Genomic DNA, 24,039 nt, shown 5'->3' on the forward strand with positions numbered 1-24,039 from the left:
TGGATGGGGAACTGAACCGTGGATATGGCAACGACCGCTCACTCTGCTGCCGAAGTAAAGCAGCGGGCGCCGCTCAAGGCGCGCGTCTCCTGGATGCTGTTCGATTGGGCGGTGCAGCCCTTCTACACCTTGATCCTGACATTCCTTTTCGCGCCCTACTTCGCCAACGTCGTCGTCGGCAACGGCCCGCAGGGGCAGTCCCTATGGGGCTACGGCGCCGCCATCGCCGGCATCTTCATCGCCCTCGGCAGCCCCTTCCTCGGCGCCTTCGCCGATGGGCGCGGCCACCGCAAACCTTGGATCGCCCTTTTCTCGGTCATCCTCGCTGCCGCGATGTCGACGCTCTGGATCGCCACACCCGCCGCACCGAGTTCGACGATCTTCATCGTCCTCTTCGCGTTCGTCTGCGCCACCGTCTGCGCCGAGTACACGGCCGTCTTCACCAACGCCTTCATGCCGAGCCTTGCCCCGCAGAGCGAGCTTGGCCGCCTATCTGGCGCCGGCTGGGCCTGCGGCTACTTCGGCGGCCTCGCCAGCCTCTTTCTTGTCGCCGGACTGATCGTTCCCGTCGACGGCTCGGGGAAGACGTTGCTTGGTCTTTCGCCGCTTCTGTCCCTCGACATCGCAGCGCGCGAAGGCGACCGCATCGTCGGCCCGCTCTCCGCGCTCTGGTACCTCGTCTTCATGATCCCGTTCTTCCTGTTCGTGCCCGACGTCCGCCAGAAGCGCGTCAGCGATGGTCGCCACGCCACCGCCGAGCTTTGGGACACCGTCCGTGCGCTGCCGCACAACCGGGACATGATGCTCTTTCTCATCGCTCGCATGATCTACACCGACGGCCTTACGGCTATCTTCACCTTCGGCGGCATCTATGGTGCGGGCGTCTTCGGCTGGGGTCCGCTCGAGCTTGGTCTCTTCGGCATCATCCTGACCCTGGTCGGCGCGTTCGGCGCGCTCCTCGGTGGCGTCATCGACGACCGCATCAGCGCCAAGTTCGTGATCGTGTCAGCGCTTATAGTCTTGCTCTTCGGCGCCATCGGCATTCTTTCAGTCGACAAGGATCACGTTTTCTTCTTCGTAGACGTCGCCCCGAAGCTTGCCGACTCCGCGCCCTTCTCATCGGCCGGCGAGCGAGTATTCCTCGCCTTCGCTATCATCGTCGGTCTCGTCTCGGCGCCAGTGCAGTCTTCCAGTCGCTCGCTGCTCGCCCGCCTCGCCCCGCCCGAGAAGATCACGCAATACTTCGGCCTCTTCGCCTTCTCGGGGAAGGTTACCGCCTTCATGGCGCCCCTGCTCGTGGCCCTCGTCACGACGCTCTCTGACAGCCAGCGGCTCGGCATGTCGGCCATCGCGCTGTTCCTGATCGTCGGGATCGTATTGATGCTGCCCGTGCGCCAGCCGACCGCGGCATCTAGTGCCCAGTGACGTCGACCCCCATCTTTCGGGGTAACAACACCGCTTCGCATCACGACAAGGAGTGATTGCAGATGACCCGCCCTCTTCCGTTCTTGGCCGCCCTGCTGATGTTGCCGGCAGCGGCCGCCGTCGCCGCAGAGAGCACCGCCGCGCCGGAAAACCCTCCTAAGGTCGAGGAAACCGAGCCGCCCGCGCCGCCTCAGCGCAGCGCCGGCGAAGTAATTGACGACGCCAAGGATGCCACCAGCGCAGCCATCGACGCCGCCAAGGACGCCATCCTCAAGGCGATCGATGCCGCGAAGGAGCACGCAGGCGCCGGCATCGAAAAAGGCAAAGAGCAAAGCGGCAAGGCAATCGACGAGGCGAAGGAGTCGACGAAGCTTCTCGACAAGGCAGCGGAGGCCGCCCGCGAGGTTCTCGACAAGGCCAAGAAGGCAACCGCTGAGGTGCTCGACAAGGCGAAGGAAGCGGCCGACGAGTTGAGCAAGGACGCGCAGAAGCCAACAGACGAAACGCCCGCCCCAAAGGAAGAGGGCCCGCGCGATCAGCACGAGCCCTCAACCAAGTCACAGTGGCACTAAGCGCCTGATATCACGACAAGATCGCCCCGATGGTTAGGGCGACGGTGCCGGCTCACTCGGGGCTGGCGCCGGTTCAGCCGGCGGCGTTGCTGGCTCAGCGGCCGGAGCAGCGGGCTCGCTCGGTGTTGCAGGAGCAGCCTCAGCCGGCGGCGTAGCTTCACTCGGAGCAGCCGGCGTCTCTGCGGCTGGTGCCGGAGCAGGCTCTGCAGGAGCAGCAGGTGCCGGTTCAGCCGCAGGTGCTGGCGCGGCAGGTTCGGTCGGAGCTGCAGCAGGCGCAGCCTCGTGCGGAGCAGGCAATGGCGTATAGACGTAGACGATGCCGGCAATGATGGCGGCAACGATGATGACGAAAATGATCACGCGGACGATAGAGTTCACAGCGGTGGTCCCCCAAATGCTGGATGGATGGGCGGTTAACCTTAGGGCCAATACTCAAAAACAACAACAAAGTGCGACGATTGCGTCGATCATCTTGCCGGACGTTCCGCAATCATGAACCACGACGGTCCCATCAAAGGGTCGTTCCAGACCCGTTTCCATTTGAAGCCGGCCTTCTCGTAGGCCCGCACGGCCCGCTCATTGCGTATGGACGGGAACACGCAGACGAAGGTCGCAAGCGTCGTACTGAACACCTCTTCCTTCAATTTCGCCAAGGCCACGTGGCCCACGCCACGGCCGCGATGTTCTTCAGACGCAATGAATAAATCGAGGTCCCAAGTGCCCGGCTCCAGATCGTCAGGCAGCTCCTCGCCCCAAATTGTGGCGTCGACCGCGTGCGCGTAGCCGACGGGCTTTCCGTCCGCCTCGATGATCCGCGACAGCGCGTGCCCCGACCCGAGAGCGATGTTCACCTCGGCCTCGGTTGCCGACCGAGGCCCCCACCAGGCTTCGATGTCGGGCCGTGCCAGCCACGAGCGGATCAAGTCCCAGTCGCCGCGGTGCGCCGGGCGTAAGCGGACGATAGCCTCGCCGCTCTCGCTCATATCAATGCCGGAAGTGCCGCATGCCGGTGAACACCATCGCGAGACCCTTCTCGTCCGCGGCGGCAATCACCTCTTCATCGCGCATCGAGCCGCCCGGCTGAATGACGGCCGTGGCGCCCGCCTCGGCCGCCGTCAGCAAGCCATCCGCAAACGGGAAGAAGGCATCCGAGGCCACGACCGACCCGCGCGTCAGTGGCTCGGACAAGCCGAGTGCGGCCGCGGCATCCGCCGCCTTGGACGCGGCGATGCGCGAGGAATCCACCCGGCTCATCTGCCCAGCACCAATCCCGACAGTCGCCCCATCCTTCACGTAAACGATGGCATTCGACTTGACGTGCTTTGCCACCTTGAACGCGAACAGCAGATCGGCCAGCTCCTGTGCACTCGGCGCACGCTTGGTCACAACCTTGAGATCGCCCGCGGTGATCACGCCATTGTCGCGCGACTGCACCAGCAGTCCGCCCGCCAGCGACTTGACGAACGTGCCAGCCGCGCGCGGATCGGGAAGACCATCCGTCGTCAACAGTCGCAGGTTCTTCTTTGCCGCGAAGATCGCCTTCGCTTCCTCGCTCGCTGCGGGCGCAATCACCACCTCGGTGAAGATCTTGGTGATCTCCTCCGCAGCCTCCGCATCGATCGGACCGTTGAGAGCAATGATCCCACCAAAAGCGCTGACGGAATCGCAGCGCAGCGCTTTGAGATAAGCGTCCTTCAAGCTCTCGCCGGTCGCCACGCCACACGGATTGGCGTGCTTGATGATCGCCACCGCCGGCTTGTCGACACCGAACTCCGCAACGAGCTCGAACGCCGCGTCCGTATCGTTGAGGTTGTTGTAGGAGAGCTCCTTGCCCTGATGCTGCTGAGCCGAAGCAACCCCCGGACGCACATCGCCCGACGCATAAAATGCCGCCTGCTGATGCGGGTTCTCGCCGTAGCGAAGCGGCAGCTTCAGCCTTCCGCCAAATGAACGCCACGCCGGCATCTCATCGCCCACCTCTTTGGCGAACCACTGGCTGATCGCCGCATCGTAAGCCGCCGTGCGCGCATACGCTTTGGCCGCCAGCTTCCGGCGTAGCTCCAGCGTCGTCGCACCATCGTTGGCGCGCATCGCGTCGAGCACCGCTTCATAGTCAGCCGGCTCCACTACAACGGTCACGCCCGCATGGTTCTTCGCCGCGCCTCGGATCAACGCCGGCCCGCCGATGTCGATGTTCTCGATGCAGTCGTCGAAGCCGGCACCTTTCGCCACCGTTGCCTCGAACGGATAAAGATTGACCACCAGAAGATCGATCGGTGCGATGCCGTGCGCGGCCACCTGGGCCTCGTGATCAGCATCACCGCGGATCGCCAGCAGACCCCCGTGCACAGCTGGATGTAGCGTCTTCACCCGCCCGTCGAGCATCTCCGGGAATCCGGTGACCTCGGACACGTCCTTTACCGCAAGCCCAGCTTCGCGCAGCGCCGCCGAGGTCCCGCCCGTCGAGATCAGCTCCACGCCCATGTCGACCAGCGCACGCGCAAACGGAATCAGCCCCGACTTGTCGGAGACAGAAAGAAGCGCGCGGGAAACGCGCGGGGCAGTCGTCATTCCAGATTTCCTTCCGGCAGTCGCTCGGCGACCCAATTCACTTCCGTTTCCCCGAAGGTCACACCACGCAGCACAATCTGCTGCCGCGGCCGGGGTCCGGCATTTTCAGCGAAATATACGCTCTCTTCGATGCTGAGCGCAGCGCCCTCGACGCTGAAACGCCAGCGCTGGCCGCCGGGCAGCGTTATAACGGCCTCGTCGAACGCGTCGCCGCGGCCACAGCGCGCACTCGGCGTTAGATGGAAATGGATTGCGAACGGCAGATCGACGCGCAAGCGGATTTTACCATTGAGCCCATCCAGTCGGTCACGACCCTGAAGCCGCAGGCCATCCGCTGAAAGCTCCAGCCGCCGGCTGTGTATGAGCTCATGCCGCCGGTAATAGCCATCGTGGCTGGCCTCGAGAACGACGCCATCGCCCGCCTCCAAATGCCACTCGACCCGCTCGGGATAGCGCATGGGCGGAGCGCCGGTCAGCGCTTCGATCTTTCGATGCGTAATGAGCCGCGAGGACGACGTCTCCGCTAGCACCAGCGCGTTGTGGCTCGCACTCGCCCGCGCTGCTGGAAACCAGTCGCCAGCCGCAGCCCCCGGCAAACCGCCGTTGACGAACAACAGCTCTCGCCCGTCGCTCATTTCGAACGACAGACAACCCGCCTGCGCGCTGCAAGACAGAGCGAGCGGCGGCGGCCGGCCGACATCGGCGACGATGGTTGTGGCTCCACATTCCATGCGCGCATAACCCGATGCGCGCGCCTCGCTCAGCGGGGCCAGCGAGCCATCGTCATACGCAGCAACGGTCGCGAGCGCCGCCGCTTCTGAGCACCCAACGCCGTTGAACCGCGCCAGCATACCATCACCCAGACGCAGATAACGCAGCATCGGCAGCATGTGCTCGAGCGTCTCGCTCGCCCCAAGTGGCAATTTACGATCGCGCGCGGTGAAGCACTGGCATAGCGGCAGCAGATCAAGCAGCAGCTCTACCAGCAGAGCCGGGTTGCGCGTGATGTGTCCGCCATCGGCCAACACCTGCCACGAAAGCTCCGCCACCAGGTTAGCTTCAACATCGCGCAGCTTCTTGTCGTGCCCCGCCAGCGACAGCGCCGCAAATGCCAGCGCCATGACAGCGAGCAGCCGCTCGTATCCAGCCGGTGCCTCGCGCCACGTCGATGACAAATGCGCAAGTTGCCGCCCGAGGCTGCGGGTAATGGCCCCGTAGGTTTCGGGGTCGGCATCTTCCAAGAGGAAATTTGCGTGCGACAACCACGAGATCAGCCGGCGTGCGCTCACTGCAGGATCCGCCGCCACCCCCGTGCGCGAGTGCCCGAAGCGCAGCGTCCATTCGAGGGCCAACCGACGCCCAGCCAGGCGTGCTTCTTCGCTGCCCACCGCATCGAGATTGCGCAGCCACCCGAACCCATGCAGCTCGCGCGCCCACGCCGCGTTCGGCGCATCCGCCTCGAACGGCGAGCGTCCCTTGAGCAGCACGAGGCTTCCGGCGAGACCGAACTGCCCATGCTCCAGCTCCGTCCAGAAGCTCGGATCGGCGGTACGCAGGTCTTGGGGCACGATGAGCAGATGCTCGACCGGCCTCCTCGCCGTGACCCAACGCTTCAGCGGCGTTCCGATGACGCTGGCGAACCCCGGCCGCTTGCCGCTCTCGTCCACCGCGAGCGCAGCCTTGCGCAGCCGCTCCTTGAGCGTCAGTTCAGCCATGCGAGCCCCGCAGCGCCCACCCGGCTCGGGCAGGCCTCGATGTGTCTACCACCATAGGTTCGGGTTAACGCCGCTCACCGGCCAACACAAGGCGCGGACGTCCTATGTCTGTGCGCAGATTGCGATTGGCTGCGGATCAACCGTTGAGAACGAGCCGCGCGGCGTAAAAGCCGTCGAGCCCGGACATCTCCGGCTGTGCAAAAGACAGCTGCGAGGGGAGCGTGCGCAGATCGCCGTCGCGCGTCAGCCACTCTGGCTCGACCCCTGATTCGCCCGCCACGATCGCCCGGCGTTTGAAGTTGGGATGACGCTCGAGAAAGCGAACAATTTGATTCGCACCCTCTTCCGGCTCCAAAGAGCACGTGCAGTAGAGTAGCGTGCCACCTGGCGCCAGCATCCCCGCTGCATTGTCAAGCAACCGGCTCTGGATCTCTGCCAGCGCGGCGACATCCTCGGGCCGCTTCAGCCGCAGAATGTCCGGATGCCGGCGGATGGTGCCGGTCGCCGTGCATGGCGCATCGAGCAACACCGCATCGAAACGACTCTCGGGCAACCACGTTCCCGCATCGGCCTCGACCAGCTCCGCGCTGAGCTGCAGTCGTTCGAGATTCGCGCGCAAGCGCTGCAGCCGCGCCCCCACGAGATCGAGCGCGGTGACACGCGCCCCGGCGGCAGCGAGCTGTGCTGTCTTTCCGCCCGGAGCCGCGCACAGGTCGACGACCGACTTATCCGCCACATCGCCGAGAAGTCGCGCCGGCAACGCTGCGGCCGCATCCTGCACCCACCACGCGCCTTCCGCGAATCCCGGCAGGGCATCGACGCGCCCTCCCGCTGCAAGTCGCACCGAGCCTGTCGGCAGAAGTGTGCCGCCAAGACGCTCGGCCCACACTTCCGGCTCTGATTTGACGCTGACGTCCAGGGGCGCTTCGTTCAGCGAGGCGCCTGCGATCGCCCGCGCCGCTTCCGAGCCGTAAGCAGCCGTCCAGCGCTGCAACATCCACGCTGGGATGTTGAGCGCTACGGCGTCCTGCTGCTCCAGCGCCGCTTTCCCTTCGCGGCCCGCACGCCGAAGCAACGCGTTGACCAGCTTGTCATAACGGCCCGCATGGCGATCCCGCCGCGCTTGCTCGACTGCGAGCCCAACCGCCGCGTGCGGCGGTGTATCGAGAAACAAAAGTTGCGCCGCACCCGACAACAGGATCGGCCATAGCGCGCCCTGCTTCTTCGGCAGCGGCTTTTCCAGATAGCTGTTGAGGATGGCTTCGAGCTGGCCCAGACGCCGCAGCACCGTCGCCGCGATCAGACGCGCCAGCGCCCGATCGCGCGGCTCCAATGTGCTCGCCTGAAGATCTTTCGCTATGGCCCCGTCGAATGCATGCCCCTCGTTCAGCACCGAGCTCAGCAGGCGCACGGCCGCCTCGCGCGCGGGCAAGCCCGGCAGCGGCGGTGCGCTCTGTTTCGATTGTCGAGGCTGCGAATGGGCACGCCGCGGTTTCGGAATGATCGACGTGCCGCCCTTTGTCACTTGCATCAACCCCACGGACCGCGCGACGCCGAGCGCGCATCCTGCGACCACGGCCCGTCGAACGTGTCGCCCGGGTCATCGCCGCGCGGCACAGCCGTCTGCCCCATCTGCCGCGCCAATGCCTCCAGCGCCGCGATGCGGTTCTCCGTGTTGGGATGCGTCGAGAACAAATTGTCGACGCCGCGCCCTGACAGCGGATTGATGATGAACAGCGAGGCCGTCGCCGGGGCAGCCTCCGCCTCCTCGTTGGGTATGCGGTGAGCATAGCCCTGAATCTTCGACAGCGCCGACGCCAGCGACAGCGGGCTGCCGGAAATCTCCGCACCGTTGCGGTCGGCAACATATTCGCGCGAGCGGCTGATCGCCATCTGCACCAGCATCGCTGCCAACGGCGCTAGGAAAATCGCCACCAGCGATCCGATCACGCCCGGACCCGAATTGCCGTCGCGGTTGCCGCCGAACAGCATGCCGAATTGCATGTACTGCGCCAGCATGGAAATGGCACCGCCGATCGCCGCCGCGATGGTCATCGTTAGCGTGTCGTGGTTCTTGATGTGCGCCAGCTCGTGCGCCATCACACCCGCCAGCTCGTCAGGCCGCATGGCCTGCAGAAGGCCGGTCGAAGCGCACACCGCAGCATTCGCCGGATTGCGGCCCGTCGCGAATGCATTCGGCTGCGGGCTGTCCATGATGTAGACGCGCGGCATCGGAAGCCCGGCACGCCGCGCCAGATCCCGCACGATCCCGTAATATTCCGGCGCTGTCCGCTCGTCGACCTCGTGCGCGCCATACATGCGCAGCACCATCTTGTCGGAGTTCCAGTAGCTAAAGAAGTTCATCCCCATCGCCAGGATGAACGCGAACACCATACCGGTCTGTCCGCCGACCAAAGCGCCCAGCGCCACGAAGATCGCGGTCAGTACCGCGAGAAGCATGGCAGTCTTGACGTAGTTCATTGTTGTCGCAGCTCCGCCTTCAGCAACCAGAGAGATGCTATATGGAGAGGGAGTTTGGCAACCGCCAGTCCCGGCCATCAGTCCCGATAGAGGCCCAACTTCGAGACATGAGCACAAACACGGATAAGCGACCGTTGACGCCCGCTGCCCAGCGCGCCCTGGCTGAGGCAGAGGCTCGCCGCAAGGCACGCGAAGAAAACCAAAAAAAGCCCGCCCCCGAGGTTGGTGGCCGCGACGGCCCCGACCCCGCCCGCTACGGCGACTGGGAAAAAGGCGGCATCGCCTCCGACTTCTGACATCACTCTGTCTCGGCGGCGGTCGTCTCCATTGTTGGCGGCCCGCGCCAAAGGCTGTAGTCAATCGTTAACAGCCTTCAGGAATACCCCATGCGCCGCCGCGGCCTGACCTTCCTTCGCGCCTGTCTTGCCCTGCTGCTGGCGCTCGTCGTCTTCGCCGCGTTCTGGTTCGGCCTGGTGCCGCAGCGTTACGCGCCGTTCGCCCCCATCTCCCTCGACGACCCGCCGCACTGGTTCGTCGACTTCAGGCTCGCCGCTCTCCGCCGCGATCCGCAGCAATGCCGCGCTGTCCTAAAAGCCCCGCACATCCTGGCGACCCCCATTGCCGATAAGGTTCAGTCCAACGGCTGCGGTTGGACCAATGCCGTGCGCGTCTCCAAAGTCGCCGGCGCAGAGATCGGACTTGGGCAGCTCACGTGCGAAGCCGCGACTGCACTTGCGCTATGGATGGAGTACGGCGTCCAGCCGCTCGCCAACCAGATGTTCAGCAGCCGCGTCGCCTGGGTGCAGGACATGGGCACTTACAACTGCCGAAACATCATCGGCAACAAGCGCTGGATCAACATGCGCAGCCAGCACTCGTTGGCCAACGCCGTCGACATCGGCGCCTTTCGCCTTGAGAACGGCAAGCAGATGAGCATCACTGCCGACTATAAGCGTGACACTCCGGAAGGCCGCTTTCTGCGCGAAGCTCACCGCCGCGCCTGCTACTATTTCCGCGTCGCGCTCGGTCCTGAGTTCAACGAGGCGCATCACGACCATTTGCACCTCGACCGCGGCCCGCTCGTCAGCTGCAAGTAGCATAAGCAGCCTTGCTGTCCCGGCGCGCAAAGGCTTCGATCGTCGTCGCTGGAGCGCCAAGCTCGTCCCAAGTATCCTGCGCCTTGAATGTCTCCGGATAGTTCAGCACCGCCTGCATGATGCGCGCGTTGAAGTCGAGCTCGCGCGAGAACAGCCCTCCGAGCCGCACCAGCCACAATGGCACGCGCATGATCTTCAGCCCGCCCCCCGTGGCCTCGACATACCGTTCTGCCGCTTCATCGTAGGTCAGTGCTTCAGGTCCCTGGATGACGTACTCGCGTCCCGCTGCCGCCGGCAAAGCAAATGCCTTCGCAACCTGACGCCCATAGTCATCGCCCGCGATCCAATAGTTGGGGTGCTCCGCACGCCCCAGCATCATCATTCGCTTCCCGACGACATGCCGCTGCTCCAGCGTCTCCATGAAGTTCGAGGGATAGAAGATCGTATATGCGATGCCGGACACCTTGATGCGCACCAGCGCCTTCCGCCAGATATCGATCACCCACCAGCGGCTGTCCGTGTCGTGCACCAGCGCTGAAAGGTACGCGATGCGCCCCACTCCAGCATCGCGCGCTGCCGCAAGAATGTTTTCCAGTCCCTGCTCTTCGGTGTGAAAATCACCTGGCGCTTCGCCCGGCGCTACCGACAGGCTGAGATAGACGGCGTCCTGCCCTGCCAGGCCGCACCGCAAGCTCGCGACGTCCCGCACATCCGCCTCGACGACGACGACTTTGCTCGGAAGCACGCGCCGCGCCTTGTCCGGGTTACGCACCAGCGCGGTCACCTCGAAGCCGGCCTCGGCCAGCGCCCGCACGACCGGCAGCCCTAGCATTCCCGTGGCGCCGATCACGGCGATCTTACGGATAGGTTTCATGGCTGCTTCGCACCGCGGTCGCACCACCAGTCGTCAACCGCCATCGCCGCAGTCACCGCCTTGGCGCCCAGTGAGCCGATTGGCTCCGGCGGCAGCGGCAGCGCCCGCCGGTTGACGAACCAGAGATCCGTGAGGTCCGTTTTCTTTTCGAGAATTAAGTCGCAAAGGATGCGCCCGTTCATGTGTGTCAGCGCAACGCCGTGTCCCGTGCAACCAACCGAATACGCAGCGGCGCCACCGTGCAGCGTGCCGATCTGAGGCGTTGAATCCGCCGTCACCGAAAAGGCCCCACCCCAGCGATGCGCGATTTTGATTCCGGCCAGTCCCGGAAACGTCGTCGTGATGAATTCCTCCAGATGCCGCCAGGCCGCAGGATGCGTGTCATGATTCATGCGGCCACCGAGCGGCACGAACCCCGGACCGCCACCCATAAGCAGCCGGTTGTCTGGCGTCAGGCGATAGAAGTGCATGAAGTTGCGCCCGTCCTCGATGCCCTCACGTCCAGCCCATCCGATCGACGCGCGCTGCGCCTCGGTGAGCGGCTCTGTCACCACGATGAATACGAACGCGGGAAGCTGCTTTGAACGCATGCCGGGAATGAGGTGCGTATAACCGTTCGACGCAAAGACGACCTTCTCCGCAGTCACTGTCGCGCCGTTGCTCTCGAGCCGAAACTTGCCGCCCTCGCGGCGCACATTCTTCACCGGCGAATTCTCAAAGATCACCGCCCCCGCGCTTTGCGCCACGCCAGAGAGCCCGTCCACCCACTTGCGCGGATTGATAAGGCCACAACCAGGCTCGACCATTGCGCCGAGATACGTCGGCGACTGCACACGCGCACTGAGCTCCTCAGGCCCGATCCACTGATGCCCGTGAATGCCGAGCGCTTCTAGCACCGCAATCTCGTCCTTGATGCGCGCCGCATACCGCGGCGTCGTCGCCACCTTCAGAAATCCGCTGCGCTGGTAGTCGCAATCGAGCGCGTGTTCTTCCAGCATGGTCTCAAGGGCCGCAATCGAGCGCTCCATATGCGCATGCGCCGCGCGCACCTTCTCCGCGCCATGCAGCGTCTTCATAAGGCCCAGCGACGCGCCGAACAGCGTCATCACGAAGCCGGCGTTACGGCCGCTCGCGCCGTACCCGACCGTCTCGCTTTCCAGCACTGCCACATTCAGCGACGGGTCGGCTGCCTTCAGATGATATGCCGTTGAAAGCCCGGTGTACCCTGCACCTACGATCGCAACATCGACCGACACGTCGCGGTCGATCTTGCGCCCCGGCGCACGTGTGACCTTGCTGCGGTCCCAATAATTGTCCGCGCGCAAGTGCGTCTCGGCAGCCATGCGATCATCCATACGTTCAAATTTAGTGCGGCCGTGCAATGCGCTCACCCTAGCACAGCCCGCTGCGCAGTCATTCGACTGCCCTTAAGCCGCAACCGGCAGCGCAGGCGTTGCGATGTTGCGCACTTCCTCGACGATGCGGGCCACGAACGCGCGCGTGCTTTCGACCACCACATGACGCTGCTTGTCGAGCGTCACCATGTGATAGCTGTCGTTCAGCACCACGAGGTCGACCTGACCCGTCAATTCGCCCTTGAGGTACTCGGCATTGTTGATGGCTGCGTAATCGTCTTCCTGCGAGTGCACGATCAGCGTCGGCTGCTTGACCCGGGGCAGGAGCTTCTTCGCGGCATCGACCATGCGGCGGTGCTCGAGAACCATCGTCGCGGGGACACCGGCGCGGCCGTATTCGCAGCCCTCACCAGAAAGGGCCTGCTGCACGAACTGGCGCACGCGGGGGCACTTGATGCCGAGCGAAGCAGCGTCCGGGAAAGTCATGAAGCCGGCGAACCAGCGCGACCGCACCAGCTTGAACAGCCGCGCCGTCCACGGCATCGCCCAGCCGTTCATCCACAGCGTCGGCGAGAACAGGGACACGCCCTGCACCCTGCCGGGGTTCCGCGCGGCGAGATGGAGGCCGAGGATCGCCCCCATGCAGAGGCCGCCGACGATGACCGTATCGCACTCACGCCGCAGCTCGATCAGAGCCGCGCGCGCCGACATGTACCAATCCTGCCAGCGCCCGGTGTTTTCGTTGCCATGACCGGCGAGTTGGGGAACGTGAACCGTATAGCCGGCCCGCGCAAGCCCCATGGCCACGAAGCGCATCTCCGCCGGCGTACCGCACAACCCGTGCAACAAGAGCACGCCAACCCTGCCACCCTCGAAACGCAAACCCTTGGAAGCCGTGTCCTTCGACGTCGTGTGCAGGGTGGCGGTCATGGCGCTGTCTCCTCGTTCGATGAAGACAGGCTATGGTGGCGGCGGCCGCGCCGCTGTTCCGCGCGGGACTCGGGCCAAACCTATTGAGAAGACGAGACGGAAAAGCGAAAGGGCGCCCCGCGGAGCACCCTTCCTTTGCATTCAATATCATTGCCTTACGGCAGCTTAGCTCGCCGCGCCGCGCCGGTTCTGCCGGTTCTCGATCAGATCCTGGACCACCGCCGGATCCGCCAGCGTCGAGATATCTCCGAGGTTGGAGAACTCGTCCTCGGCGATTTTGCGCAGGATGCGGCGCATGATCTTGCCCGAACGGGTCTTCGGCAGGCCGGGCGCAAACTGAATGAGATCGGGCGATGCGATCGGTCCAATCTCCTTGCGCACGTGGGCGGTCAGCTCCTTCACCATCTCGGGGCCAAACTCCTCACCGCTGACGAGCGTGACGTAGCAGTAGATGCCCTGACCCTTGAGATTATGCGGATATCCAACCACAGCCGCCTCGGCGACCTTCGGATGCGAAACCAGCGCGCTCTCCACCTCGGCCGTGCCTAGCCGATGCCCGGAAACGTTGATCACATCGTCGACGCGGCCGGTGATCCAGTAATAGCCATCCTCGTCCCGGCGGCAACCGTCTCCGGTAAAATAGGTACCGGGGTATGTGCTAAAGTACGTCTGCACGAAGCGCTCGTGATCGCCATAAACCGTGCGCGCCTGACCCGGCCAGCTGTCGAGGATGACGAGATTGCCGGTGGCAGCCCCATCCAGGATTGCGCCCTTGTCGTCGACCAGCGCCGGCTGCACACCGAAGAACGGCGTCGTCGCCGACCCGGGCTTCAGCGCCGTCGCGCCTGGCAGCGGCGAAATGAGGATGCCGCCTGTCTCGGTCTGCCACCACGTATCGACGATCGGGCAGCGATCCTCGCCGACCACGTGATAATACCACTCCCACGCTTCCGGATTGATCGGCTCGCCGACGCTGCCGAGCAGCCGCAACGACGACCGGTCGGAAGCCTTCACAAAATCGTCGCCAGCACCCATCAGCGCGCGAATGGCGGTAGGCGCCGTGTAGAAGATGTTCACCTTCCACTTGTCGACCACGTTCCAGAAGCGCGATTGCGTCGGGTAGTTCGGGATGCCTTCGAACATCAGCGTGGTGGCGCCGTTCGCCAGCGGTCCATAGACGATGTAGCTGTGCCCAGTGACCCAGCCGACATCCGCCGTGCACCAGTAGACGTCGCCGTCGTGATAATCGAAAACATACTGGTGCGTCATCGACGCATAGACGAGATAACCGCCGGACGAATGCACCACGCCCTTCGGCGTGCCGGTGGAGCCCGACGTATAGAGAATGAACAGCGGATCCTCCGCGTTCATTTCCTCAGGTGGACAATCGGCGGAAACTTTCTCGGTTTCCTCGTGCAGCCAAAGATCGCGCCCGGCAGTCCACGCCACGGGGCGCCCCGTGCGCCGCACGACGAGCATCTTCTCATCGCCCTTGCCGACACGCGCCAGCGCATCGTCGGCATTTTTCTTCAACGGCACGAACTTGCCGCCGCGCACGCCCTCGTCGGCCGTGACGATGAATTTTGATTCCGCATCTTGGATGCGCCCAGCAAGGCTCTCCGGCGAGAAGCCGCCGAACACGATCGAATGGATTGCGCCGATGCGGGCGCACGCCAGCATCGCGTACGCCGCCTCGGGGATCATCGGCAGATAGATGGTGACGCGATCACCCTTCTTAACGCCGTAGGACTTCAGCACGTTTGCAAATTTGCAAACACGCTCATGCAGCTGCCGATAGGTGATCTGCTCTTCCTGGGTCGGATCATCGCCTTCCCAGATAATCGCGACCTGATCGGCCCGCGTCGCCAGATGCCGGTCGATGCAATTGGCCGACACGTTCAGCGTGCCGTCCTCGAACCACTTGATCGAAACGTTGTGCGGATCGAACGAGGTGTGCTTCACCTTCGTATACGGCTTGATCCAGTCCAGGCGGCGGCCGACCTCGCCCCAAAATCCGTCCGGATCGCTCACCGAGCGCTCATACAGCGTCTTGTAGCCATTCTCATCGATGAAGGCGCGCTCACGCCATTCACCCGGAACCGGATAAACCTTCCCCGACATGGGCGTTCTCCCAGAATTTTTCATCGTTGCCGCCATTATGACGACGGCGCTTCGTGAGGGCAATTTGGCACTTGGGCGAAGACAGATCCGCGCACAGCAGAACCGCTCTCGCTCCTATCGCAGCACCATGCAGACAAAGGACGGCAGCCCAATGACATCGGTCAAAGGGAGAAGCTACAGTGCAAAATGGCGCCGAGACGCTGGTTTTTCAGCCTAATCCCGTGATCGGTGCTAGCCAAGGCGCCAGACGCTCGTTCGCTTAATCTCGGCGTCCTCCAGTTCACGCGACACCGGAACCCGATATTCCGCCGCGACTTGAAAACGCCCCTTGGGAAAATAGTTGCGCTGCGGATCCCCGATCAACGCTACCGCCCCCTTCGCAACCGCAGCGTCGATGAATCGGGTGACGAGCTCCGCGAGTTGGCGCTCATAGAAGAGATCGCCGACGAGGATGACATCGAAATCCCCCGGTTCGCTCTCGAGCAGGTTCTCCGCCGTCGTTTCGACGGCAACGCCATTGAGCTTCGCGTTCAGGTCGACTGCCGCCAGCGACAAACGGTCGAGGTCCGACGCCAGAGCCGACGCGGCGCCCGCCTGCATGGCGGCAATTGCCGTGAGCCCCGATCCTGAGCCCAGATCCAGCACCTTCTTGCCCGCGAGCAACCCGGGATTGTCGAGAATATAGCGCGCCAGAGCCTGCCCACCCGCCCAGGCGAAGGCCCAGAACGGCGGCGGCACATTCATTTCGCCAAGCTCGTCTTCAGTCTTCTGCCAGATCGGCAGCGACTCCTCGGCAAGATGCAGGCGGATCTCCGGCACGAGCGGTGGAGTTAGCACCTGCGTGTTGCCGGCAATGAACGCTTGCGCGGCTTCTCGGCTGTTCAGGTCGAGCCGCGCCGCCGTTTTGGTCATTTCTTTGACTTCTTCGCGGGTCGCTTCAATCCGCCCATGCGGCACACCTCTGCCCACTCCCCCGCCGTCACCGGCTGCACCGAGAGCCGGAACGATTTCACCAGCGACATCTCGGAAAGCTTCGGATTTTCTTTCACATCAGAGAGCGTCACCGGCTTGGGCATCGCCTCCACGGCACGCACGTCAACGCACTCCCACTTGCCGGTGTCGTCAGTTGGATCGGGATGAGCCGGCTCGATCACCTCGCAAACCCCAACCACCTCCTTGCCGATGTTGGAGTGATAGAAGAAGCAAAGGTCGCCGACCTTCATATCCTTCATATAATTGCGCGCAGTGAAGTTGCGCACCCCGCTCCACGGCTCGCCCTTTGCACCCTTGGCGACGAGATCGTTCCACGAGAATGCATCTGGCTCGGATTTCATCAGCCAATAGGCCGGCATGGTGCATTTCCTGAATCTGTGTCGAAACGGGCGTCGCGCACGCCGGTGCCGCTGTCAAGCGTAGACACCGCAATGCGCCAAGCTCAGTCTTCGGCTTTCAAGGGCCGCTGCATCAGCTGCTCGATGGCGGCATCTACCCCGAGCTTTCCTTCGACCACATCGCAGACCGCGCAGGCGATCGGCATCTCGACGCCCTTCTCCTCCGCAATGCGCTTCACCGCGGCCGCCGTATAGACGCCTTCAGTCACCGCAAGCTTGCCCGCCAGCGCTTGAGTGAGCGACTCCCCGCGCCCCAGCGACCGCCCCAGCGACATGTTGCGCGACTGCGGGCTCCCGCACGTAAGGATGAGGTCGCCTAGCCCCGAAAGCCCGATCAACGTCTCCGGACGCGCCCCCAGCGCCGCTCCAAGACGCCGCATCTCGGCAAATCCGCGCGTAACCAGCGCTGCATGCGCGCTCGCGCCCAGACCCTTTCCGTCGACGATACCCGCAGCGATCGCCAGCACGTTCTTCAATGCCCCGCCCAGCTCGACACCGACGACGTCATTGGTCCAGTAAAGGCGGAATGCCGGTCCGCCGAGACGTTCAGCCAAAAGGCACCCGACCGTCTCGTCCGCACACGCAACGGTCAGCGCCGCCGGCAGCCCGCGCCCGACATCCGCGGCAAAGCTCGGCCCCGACAGCACCGCCAGCGTCACATCTGGCAGCTCGGCGGCGATCACATCGCCCATCATCTGGCCGCTCGCCTGCTCGATGCCCTTAGCGCACATCACGACAGGCTGCCCTGCACGCAGCGATGGCCGAAGCACACGCGCCATCGAACGCACGTGCTGCGCGGGCGCCACCAGCAGCAGCGCATCGGCCGCTGCCACGTCTGCCAACTCTCCGGTGGCCCGGATACCGGGATCGAGCGCGACGCCAGGAAGAAAGGTGTCGTTCACGTGGTGCGCATTGATGGCACTCACCACATCCGGCTCGCGCACCCACAGCACAACATCGCGCCCCGAATGCCGCATCGCTTGCGCCAGGGCCGTTCCCCAGGCGCCGCCCCCGACGATGCCAATCCTGTCGATCTTCACCGCTGGCCCCCGCCGCAAAACTCGCCCGACGCCTTTGTTAGCACAGACGCCGGCTTCATGCCTTCACGCCCGCACCAATTGCAGGCGCCGCATTCATATCGAGCGGCCAGCGCGGACGCACGGGTGCGCTGAGCGGATCGACGAGACCGCGCGCAAGCCGCTCTGCTCCCGCCCACGCGATCATCGCAGCATTGTCGCCACACAGGGCGATTGGCGGCGCATGAAACGTGAAGCCCCGCACCTCGCAAAGTTGCTGCAGACGCCCTCTCAGCTTCTCGTTGGCTGCAACACCCCCCGCAACCACCAGCCGCAACGGCGCGACTTCACCGATGCGCACCTGCGCCACGTCCATCGCGCGTGCGCAGCGATCTGCGACAGCGTCGGCAACGGCAGCCTCGAAGGCAGCCGCGATGTCCGCTGCATCCTGATCGCTCAGCGGCGCCAGCTTCTCCGCGAGACGGCGGACCGCCGTCTTCAGTCCTGCAAACGAGAAGTGCAGCTCCGGCCGCCCAACCATCGGACGCGGCAGATCGAAACGCTCGGCACGTCCTCCGCGCGCAGCCTGCTCTACTGCCGGACCACCTGGAAAACCTAGGCCGAGCAGCTTCGCGGTCTTGTCGAAAGCCTCGCCCAACGCATCGTCGATCGTCGTTCCCAATCGCTCGTAGTCGCCAACGCCGCGCACGATCAAGAGTTGCGTATGCCCACCCGAAACGAGCAGCAGCAGATACGGCGGCGCAATCGCCTCGGTGAGCCCCACGGTGAGAGCGTGCGCTTCCAGATGATGTACCCCAATGAATGGCAGCCCCTGCGCCAGCGCCAGCGCCTTGCCGGTGATCGCACCGACGATCAAACCGCCGATGAGCCCCGGCCCCGTCGTCGCCGCAACCGCCGACAGGTCGCCAAGTCCGATACCGGCCTCGGCCAGCGCATCCCGCACAAGTAGATCGAGACACTCGACATGCGCGCGCGCCGCGATCTCCGGCACCACGCCTCCGAACGGCCGGTGCTTCTCCCACTGCGTGCGCACGATGCTGGACAGGATGCGGCCGTCACCCTCGGGAGTGCGCAGAACCACTGCGGCAGCGGTCTCATCGCAGCTCGTCTCGATGCCCAGCACAAGGCTGGGTTGCGCACTCGTTGCCATTGCTTCTTGCATCTTGGGTAGAGACGATACCGCGTTTGCGTTCACAGGCCGGCAGGGGCATAGATGTCGCCGCCGCGGGCCCGCACCAGGGCCGGCCGCTGATTTGTCGTTCGCGTAGCACCCGGAGAGACGAGCTTGCAAGTTGAAGAGGCTGTGAAAGTCCGCATTGGCACGCGCGGCTCGCCCCTCGCCCTTGCCCAGGCGCACCAGGTGGCCGCGCGCCTCACTGCCGCCCACGGCCTTGGCGACCATCAGTGCGAGATCGTCATCATCAAGACGACGGGCGACAAGATCACCGACCGCCCCCTGATCGAGGCCGGCGGCAAGGGTCTGTTCACCAAAGAGCTGGAAGAGGCGCTGTTCGCCGGCGACATAGATCTCGCCGTCCACTCCATGAAGGATGTGCCTGCGTTCCTGCCCACCGGCCTTTCCATCGCAGCCATCCTCGAGCGCGAGGACCCGCGCGACGCTTTCGTGAGCCTCAAGTATTCCGCGCTCGCTGAAATGCCGGCTGGCGCCATCGTTGGCACATCCTCGCCGCGGCGCCGCGCGCAGGTTCTTCGCGCCCGCCCCGACCTCAAGGTCGTCGAGTTCCGCGGCAACGTGCAGACGCGGCTGCGGAAGCTGGAGGAAGGCGTCGCCGACGCGACCTTCCTCGCCTGCGCGGGGCTCAACCGCCTCGGGCTGTCCCAACACATATCCGCGATCATGAACGATGACGTCATGCTGCCAGCCGTTGCGCAGGGCGCCATCGGCATCGAAATCCGCACCGGTGACAGCAAGATCGAAGACCTGCTCGCACCGCTGAACGACGCAGATACAGCTCTGTGCGTCGCCGCCGAGCGCGCCTACCTCGCCCAGCTCGAAGGCTCCTGCCGCACCCCAATTGCAGGATTTGCGCAGCTCGAAGGCGCCAAGCTGCGTATGCGCGGCGAGGTCCTCTCCACCGACGGCCAGCGCGTCCATGTTGCCGACATCGCGGCCGACGCGGATAACGACACCGCGGTCACGCTGGGAGAGCAGGTCGCCCGCACCATCCTGGACGCCGCCGGACCTGACTTTCACGCGGCCGGCTGATGCGCCTGCTGATCACCCGGCCTGAGGCAGAAGCCGCCGCCTTCAGCGCGCAACTGGAAGCTCTTGGCCATTCCGTCGTGGCCGAGCCCCTGTTGCAGATGGAACTGCTCCCCATCGAGAACCGCGCGCTCGAAGGCACAACGGCGCTCATCGTCACCAGTCGCAACGGCGTGCGCGCTCTCGCCCAAAGCCAAGCGTTCGATACCGCACGCAAGCTGCCAATGATTGCTGTAGGCCCGGGAACGGCCAGCCTCGCCCGCGAGCTTGGCTTTTCCGACATCGTCACGGGGCCTGGCACCGGGGCCGAGCTGGTTCCGATCATAACCGCGCAGTCTGGCAGCCTAGGAGGCGAATTTGCCCATCTCCGCGGAGATGTAGTCGCTTTCGACCTAAAGGAAGCGCTTGCGGCCCATGGCATCGCCGTGCGCGAAATTGCTGCCTACCGCAGCAAGCCCGCCGGCGCCCTCACCCCGCAAACCCAGGCTTTACTGCAAAACCAAGAACTCGACGCCGTCATCTTGATGTCGCCGCGAACCGGCGCAATCTTCACTGAACTCGTCAAGGCTTCCGGCCTGGAAGCGCCGGCCCGCGACCTCGTGTTGCTGTGCCTCTCTCCGGCCGTGGCCGCGGCCGTTAAGCCTCTCTCCCCAAACAAGATTGAGGTGGCCGAGAGCCCGAACTTGGAGGCGATGCTGTCCGTAGTTGCCCGTGTAGCAACGCTCTGGTCAGGAGTGTAGGCTAGCGTCCAGCCCGCATGCCAATGCTTCACGCCCAAACGGCGAGGAGCGGACGTATCCGCAGCGAGGTATTTCAGAAATGACGGCCGACAAGAAAGAGCCCGAGAACAAGCCGGCGGGTTCCGCCTCCGCACAGGGCTCCCGCCCGCATGCGACCCTTGATCTCAAGGCTAAGGACCTGACGCCCCCGGCACCCGCGAAGCCGGCTGCCGCCGACGCCTCGGCAAAGGATAAGCCGTCTACCACCGCAACCTCATCCGCCTCGGCCGCGAGCAGCGCTTCCAGCGCGCCGGCCTCAGCGACGAAGCCCGACGCCGCCAAGGCCGACAAAGACGCCAAGAGCGACAAGCCCGGTAAGGACGCCAAACCGGCGGCCGGTGCCCCGCCCCCCGGCGCCGCCCAGCCCCCCGCTGCACGCGGCCATGGCGGGTTCTTCACCCACGTCGCGGCCGGCCTCGTTGGCGGTCTTATTGCGCTTCTGGCCGCCGATGCTCTCGTCAGCCAGTTCGGCATCTCGCTCACAAGCGAGCCCGACAAGACGACGGCGCTCGAGCAGCGCCTCACAGCGCTCGAAGCGTCCCGCAACCAGCGCTCCGCCTCGACGGAGCTCGCCGCCCGGCTCGCCGCCGCTGAAGCGAAACTCAGCAAGGTTGAGCAACTCGATACCAACATCGGCGGCATCAGCCAGAAGCAGGCTGACTTCGACAAGACCCTCAACTCTCTGAACGAGAAGCTCAGCACCCAGGGCGAAGGCTCGCAGGAAGCCGAGCGCGTCACGAAGCTCGAGGAACAGCTCGCGACAATGGCGAAGGTTGCCGAGAGCGATCCGCAGAGCGGCCGCATTCCCCAGCTCGCGGCCATCACCGGCAAACTGGCCGACCTTGAGCAGACCATGTCGATCCAGCTCGACGCGCTGCGCAAAGGTGTAGCCGAGCAGCTTGCGACCGGCATCGGTACGGCCACGGAGGCCGGAGAGGCCGCCCGCGCCGGAGCCCAGCGTCTCGACCGCGAGGTTTCCACCTTGAAGGCCGAGGCCACCGAGAATTCGACTGGACTTAACAGCCTCAAGACGGACGTCGATCAGACCAGCGCTGCGCTCCAGACCGTTCAAGAGGATCTGAAGCGCCTCAAGGCCGACGTCTACGCGCGCCTGGCCGCCTTCGCCCGCCCCGAGGACGTCTCGACTGCGGTCACTCCGCTGTCCGACAAGCTCGCTGCGCTCCAGCAGGACGTAGAAACAGTCCTCAAGAGTGAAGGCGACCGCCGCAGCACCGCCGAGCGCATCGTGCTCTCGCTCGAGCTCGCCAACCTCAAGCGCGCCATCGATCGCGGCAAGCCATATGCGACTGAACTCGAACAGACCCGCAAGGTCGCTGGCGGGGTGGTGGACCTCGCGCCGCTGGACCGCTTCGCTCTAGAGGGCGTCCCCACCACGACTGAGCTGCGCCAGCAGTTCAAGCCGATCGCCTTCACGATCATCGACGCCGAGGAGCAGCAGCAGGACGGCTCCATCGTCGACCGTCTGCTGGCCGGCGCAAAGTCGGTGGTGCGCGTCCGCAAGACCGCGCCGAACGCCGAGGACAAGAGCACCGAGGCGACCGTGGCCCGCATCGAAACAGCGTTGAACGAAGATCGGCTCACCGACGTTCTGGAACTGGCAAAGACCCTGCCGGCCCCTGCACGTGAGGCGGCCGCCGAGTTCCTGACTAAGGTTGAGGCCCGTGAAGCCGTGGATCACGCCCTTTCATCGGTCGAATCCCAGCTCAAGGCCTCACTCGCCGCCGCGCCCGCCCCCGATTCCGGCAAAGCCGCTCAGTAGAGCGCTTCAGTAGAGATTGCGTCGCATGCTCCGCCTCATCGCATTCATCGTTGCCATCGCACTTATCGCCGCCGGGCTGGCTTGGCTTGCCGACCGCCCCGGTGAGCTGATCATGGAATGGCAGGGCTACCACATCGAGACGAGCGTCTTCCGCGCCACCGTGCTGCTGGCGGTCTTCGTCGCTGTCGCATTCACCGGCTGGTCGATCGTTCGCAACATCTGGTACAGCCCCGCTGCCGTCGGCAACGTGCTGAGCAAGCGCCGTCAGAAGCTGGGGCTCGATGCGCTCTCCAGCGGCATGATCGCGCTCTCGGCCGGAGACAAAACCGCCGCCACGCGTGCTGCCATCCAGGCACGCAAATCGCTGCCCAACGAGCCGCTGACGCATCTCCTGCGGGCCCAGGCCGCCCAACTCACCGGTGACCGCACCACCGCGCGCCGAATCTTCGAGGCCATGCTCGCCTCGCCCGATACCGAGCAGCTCGGGTTGCGCGGTCTTTTCCTAGAGGCCCAGCGCGAGCACGAAACAGAAGCTGCCCGCCATTTCGCTGAGCGCGCAATTGCGCTCAACCCAAAGCTTGCGTGGGCCGTCGACGCGCTCTTCGATCTGCAATGCCGTGAGGGCGACTGGGAGGGAGCACTCGATACTCTCGCCGTCGCACGCAAGAACGGCCATATCGAACGCCCGTTGGCCGACCGTCGCCGCGCAGTGCTGCTGACGGCGCAAGCGCAGGCTTCCGAAGAAGCAGATCCCGAGCGCGCCCTGAATCTGGCCGTCGAAGCCAACGGCCTTGCCACCGATCTCGTGCCCGCGGCCGCCATTGCCGGACGCCTTCTGGCGTCGCGCGGGAACACGCCGCGCGCAGCAAAGATCCTGCAGCGCACTTGGAGCCGCGCCCCCCATCCCGATCTGGCAACCGCCTACGCGTACGCCCGCATCGGCGATAGCCCGCGCGACCGCCTCGACCGCGTACGCCAGCTCGCCGCGCTCAGTCCCAACTCCATCGAAGCGCCCATCGCCGTCGCCAATGCCGCGATCGAGGCGCATCAGTTCGACGAAGCCCGTGCCGCGTTGGAGCCTTTGATCCCTTCGCGCATGACTCAGCGTGTCGCGACGCTGATGGCGCGCATCGACGGCGAGCAGAATGCAGACAAGGGCCGCGTGCGCGAGTGGCTGGCCCGCGCCGTCAACGCCCCGCGCGACCCCGCATGGACCGCCGACGGCATTGTCGCCGACCGTTGGATGCCCGTCTCCCCCGTCTCGGGCGCGCTCGATGCGTTCCAGTGGCGCGTGCCCGTCGAGACGGTCGAGAAAAATGCCGACGCCGCGCTCGCCAGCAAGCTCGAGGAGCTAGCCGCACTCGGCATGCGCAGCGACGACGACGACGATGCCCCGCGCAGCGCGATTGACGACGAAGCATCTGCGCGCATCGCGCCGGCGGCGTCTCCGCGCGCCGAACGACCGGACCAGCCCGCTGCCGCCAAGGCTACCGCGACGGACGTAACCGCCGTCACGACGACGGCGGCATCATCCCGGCGCACGCCGACGATCAAAGGTCGCAATGGCGAGCAACCGACGCGCGTGTTCGTCGCTCCGCGCGCGCCTGATGATCCTGGCGCGGACTTCGGGGAAAGCGATCCCGACCTGCCCCTCAGGCCGCAACGCGCCTAGTCTCTCCTCGCGCTT

Annotated in this window: 22 protein-coding genes; 8 read left to right on the top strand and 14 right to left on the bottom strand. The window is 64.9% G+C overall.

All coding sequences use genetic code 11. The features are described 5' to 3' along the window. Window positions 1-24 precede the first annotated feature (24 nt). Both ACP15D_RS10960 and ACP15D_RS10965 read left to right on the top strand, forming a co-directional pair. Entirely contained in the window at window positions 25-1,425 is a 1,401-nt protein-coding gene (locus ACP15D_RS10960) for an MFS transporter (RefSeq protein ID WP_424959222.1), read from the top strand. Window positions 1,426-1,487: 62 nt separating this feature from the next. Then, on the top strand, window positions 1,488-1,997 hold the full coding sequence (locus ACP15D_RS10965; protein WP_424957532.1) for a hypothetical protein: 510 nt from the start codon (window positions 1,488-1,490) through the stop codon (window positions 1,995-1,997). 33 nt (window positions 1,998-2,030) lie between these two features. On the opposite strand, the gene ACP15D_RS10970 is transcribed toward ACP15D_RS10965, so the two are convergent. The 6 genes from ACP15D_RS10970 to htpX all read right to left on the bottom strand — a co-directional run bounded on the left by ACP15D_RS10970 (window position 2,031) and on the right by htpX (window position 8,764). Beyond that, window positions 2,031-2,375, bottom strand: coding sequence for a hypothetical protein (locus ACP15D_RS10970; protein WP_424957533.1), 345 nt, complete (start codon window positions 2,373-2,375; stop codon window positions 2,031-2,033). 89 nt (window positions 2,376-2,464) lie between these two features. Beyond that, window positions 2,465-2,980 carry a GNAT family N-acetyltransferase gene (locus ACP15D_RS10975; RefSeq protein WP_424957534.1) on the bottom strand — a complete coding sequence of 172 codons (516 nt, stop codon included), beginning with the start codon at window positions 2,978-2,980 and terminating at the stop codon, window positions 2,465-2,467. A 1-nt stretch (window position 2,981) separates the two neighbouring features. Continuing rightward, window positions 2,982-4,568 carry a bifunctional phosphoribosylaminoimidazolecarboxamide formyltransferase/IMP cyclohydrolase gene (purH, locus tag ACP15D_RS10980; RefSeq protein ID WP_424957535.1) on the bottom strand — a complete coding sequence of 529 codons (1,587 nt, stop codon included), beginning with the start codon at window positions 4,566-4,568 and terminating at the stop codon, window positions 2,982-2,984. Further along, the gene (locus ACP15D_RS10985) at window positions 4,565-6,283 is read right to left on the bottom strand and encodes a heparinase II/III family protein (RefSeq protein WP_424957536.1); all 1,719 of its coding nucleotides are present in this window, start codon (window positions 6,281-6,283) and stop codon (window positions 4,565-4,567) included. The genes purH and ACP15D_RS10985 overlap by 4 nt, the downstream gene beginning before the upstream one ends. 136 nt (window positions 6,284-6,419) lie before the next feature. After that, complete coding sequence (locus ACP15D_RS10990) at window positions 6,420-7,814, bottom strand: RsmB/NOP family class I SAM-dependent RNA methyltransferase (RefSeq protein ID WP_424957537.1); 1,395 nt, start codon at window positions 7,812-7,814, stop codon at window positions 6,420-6,422. Then, the gene (gene htpX, locus ACP15D_RS10995) at window positions 7,814-8,764 is read right to left on the bottom strand and encodes a zinc metalloprotease HtpX (RefSeq protein ID WP_424957538.1); all 951 of its coding nucleotides are present in this window, start codon (window positions 8,762-8,764) and stop codon (window positions 7,814-7,816) included. The genes ACP15D_RS10990 and htpX overlap by 1 nt, the downstream gene beginning before the upstream one ends. Window positions 8,765-8,871: 107 nt before the next feature. Between htpX and ACP15D_RS11000 the strand changes: the two genes are divergently transcribed. Continuing rightward, window positions 8,872-9,060 carry a DUF1674 domain-containing protein gene (locus tag ACP15D_RS11000; protein WP_424957539.1) on the top strand — a complete coding sequence of 63 codons (189 nt, stop codon included), beginning with the start codon at window positions 8,872-8,874 and terminating at the stop codon, window positions 9,058-9,060. A gap of 90 nt (window positions 9,061-9,150) precedes the next feature. Beyond that, complete coding sequence (locus tag ACP15D_RS11005; RefSeq protein WP_424957540.1) at window positions 9,151-9,861, top strand: extensin family protein; 711 nt, start codon at window positions 9,151-9,153, stop codon at window positions 9,859-9,861. On the opposite strand, the gene ACP15D_RS11010 is transcribed toward ACP15D_RS11005, so the two are convergent. From ACP15D_RS11010 to tsaD, 8 genes are all read right to left on the bottom strand, one after another. Beyond that, window positions 9,848-10,735, bottom strand: a complete 888-nt coding sequence (locus ACP15D_RS11010) for an SDR family oxidoreductase (RefSeq protein WP_424957541.1) — start codon at window positions 10,733-10,735, stop codon at window positions 9,848-9,850. The genes ACP15D_RS11005 and ACP15D_RS11010 overlap by 14 nt on opposite strands. Then, window positions 10,732-12,078 carry an NAD(P)/FAD-dependent oxidoreductase gene (locus ACP15D_RS11015; protein ID WP_424957542.1) on the bottom strand — a complete coding sequence of 449 codons (1,347 nt, stop codon included), beginning with the start codon at window positions 12,076-12,078 and terminating at the stop codon, window positions 10,732-10,734. Before ACP15D_RS11015 ends, ACP15D_RS11010 begins: the two co-directional genes overlap by 4 nt. 84 nt (window positions 12,079-12,162) lie before the next feature. Continuing rightward, window positions 12,163-13,020 carry an alpha/beta hydrolase gene (locus ACP15D_RS11020; protein WP_424957543.1) on the bottom strand — a complete coding sequence of 286 codons (858 nt, stop codon included), beginning with the start codon at window positions 13,018-13,020 and terminating at the stop codon, window positions 12,163-12,165. A gap of 165 nt (window positions 13,021-13,185) precedes the next feature. After that, window positions 13,186-15,141, bottom strand: a complete 1,956-nt coding sequence (acs, locus tag ACP15D_RS11025; protein ID WP_424957544.1) for an acetate--CoA ligase — start codon at window positions 15,139-15,141, stop codon at window positions 13,186-13,188. A gap of 231 nt (window positions 15,142-15,372) precedes the next feature. After that, window positions 15,373-16,053, bottom strand: coding sequence for a class I SAM-dependent methyltransferase (locus tag ACP15D_RS11030; RefSeq protein ID WP_424957545.1), 681 nt, complete (start codon window positions 16,051-16,053; stop codon window positions 15,373-15,375). After that, window positions 16,050-16,493, bottom strand: coding sequence for an EVE domain-containing protein (locus ACP15D_RS11035; protein ID WP_424957546.1), 444 nt, complete (start codon window positions 16,491-16,493; stop codon window positions 16,050-16,052). Before ACP15D_RS11035 ends, ACP15D_RS11030 begins: the two co-directional genes overlap by 4 nt. An 83-nt stretch (window positions 16,494-16,576) precedes the next feature. Next, on the bottom strand, window positions 16,577-17,572 hold the full coding sequence (locus tag ACP15D_RS11040; RefSeq protein ID WP_424957547.1) for an NAD(P)H-dependent glycerol-3-phosphate dehydrogenase: 996 nt from the start codon (window positions 17,570-17,572) through the stop codon (window positions 16,577-16,579). Between the two features lie 55 nt (window positions 17,573-17,627). Further along, window positions 17,628-18,719 (bottom strand): tRNA (adenosine(37)-N6)-threonylcarbamoyltransferase complex transferase subunit TsaD, encoded by a 1,092-nt coding sequence (gene tsaD, locus ACP15D_RS11045; RefSeq protein WP_424957548.1) that lies wholly within the window; start codon window positions 18,717-18,719, stop codon window positions 17,628-17,630. 135 nt (window positions 18,720-18,854) lie between these two features. On the opposite strand from tsaD, the gene hemC reads away from it, so the two are divergent. The 4 genes from hemC to ACP15D_RS11065 all read left to right on the top strand — a co-directional run bounded on the left by hemC (window position 18,855) and on the right by ACP15D_RS11065 (window position 24,024). Further along, window positions 18,855-19,796, top strand: a complete 942-nt coding sequence (hemC, locus tag ACP15D_RS11050) for a hydroxymethylbilane synthase (protein ID WP_424957549.1) — start codon at window positions 18,855-18,857, stop codon at window positions 19,794-19,796. After that, the gene (locus tag ACP15D_RS11055) at window positions 19,796-20,533 is read left to right on the top strand and encodes a uroporphyrinogen-III synthase (protein WP_424957550.1); all 738 of its coding nucleotides are present in this window, start codon (window positions 19,796-19,798) and stop codon (window positions 20,531-20,533) included. The genes hemC and ACP15D_RS11055 overlap by 1 nt, the downstream gene beginning before the upstream one ends. Before the next feature lie 79 nt (window positions 20,534-20,612). Continuing rightward, window positions 20,613-22,352 (top strand): hypothetical protein, encoded by a 1,740-nt coding sequence (locus tag ACP15D_RS11060; protein ID WP_424957551.1) that lies wholly within the window; start codon window positions 20,613-20,615, stop codon window positions 22,350-22,352. A gap of 25 nt (window positions 22,353-22,377) precedes the next feature. Further along, window positions 22,378-24,024 (top strand): heme biosynthesis protein HemY, encoded by a 1,647-nt coding sequence (locus tag ACP15D_RS11065; protein WP_424957552.1) that lies wholly within the window; start codon window positions 22,378-22,380, stop codon window positions 24,022-24,024. Window positions 24,025-24,039: the final 15 nt, after the last annotated feature.

It is taken from the genome of Hyphomicrobium sp. 1Nfss2.1, assembly GCF_965243865.1.
Taxonomy (GTDB): domain Bacteria; phylum Pseudomonadota; class Alphaproteobacteria; order Rhizobiales; family Hyphomicrobiaceae; genus Hyphomicrobium_A.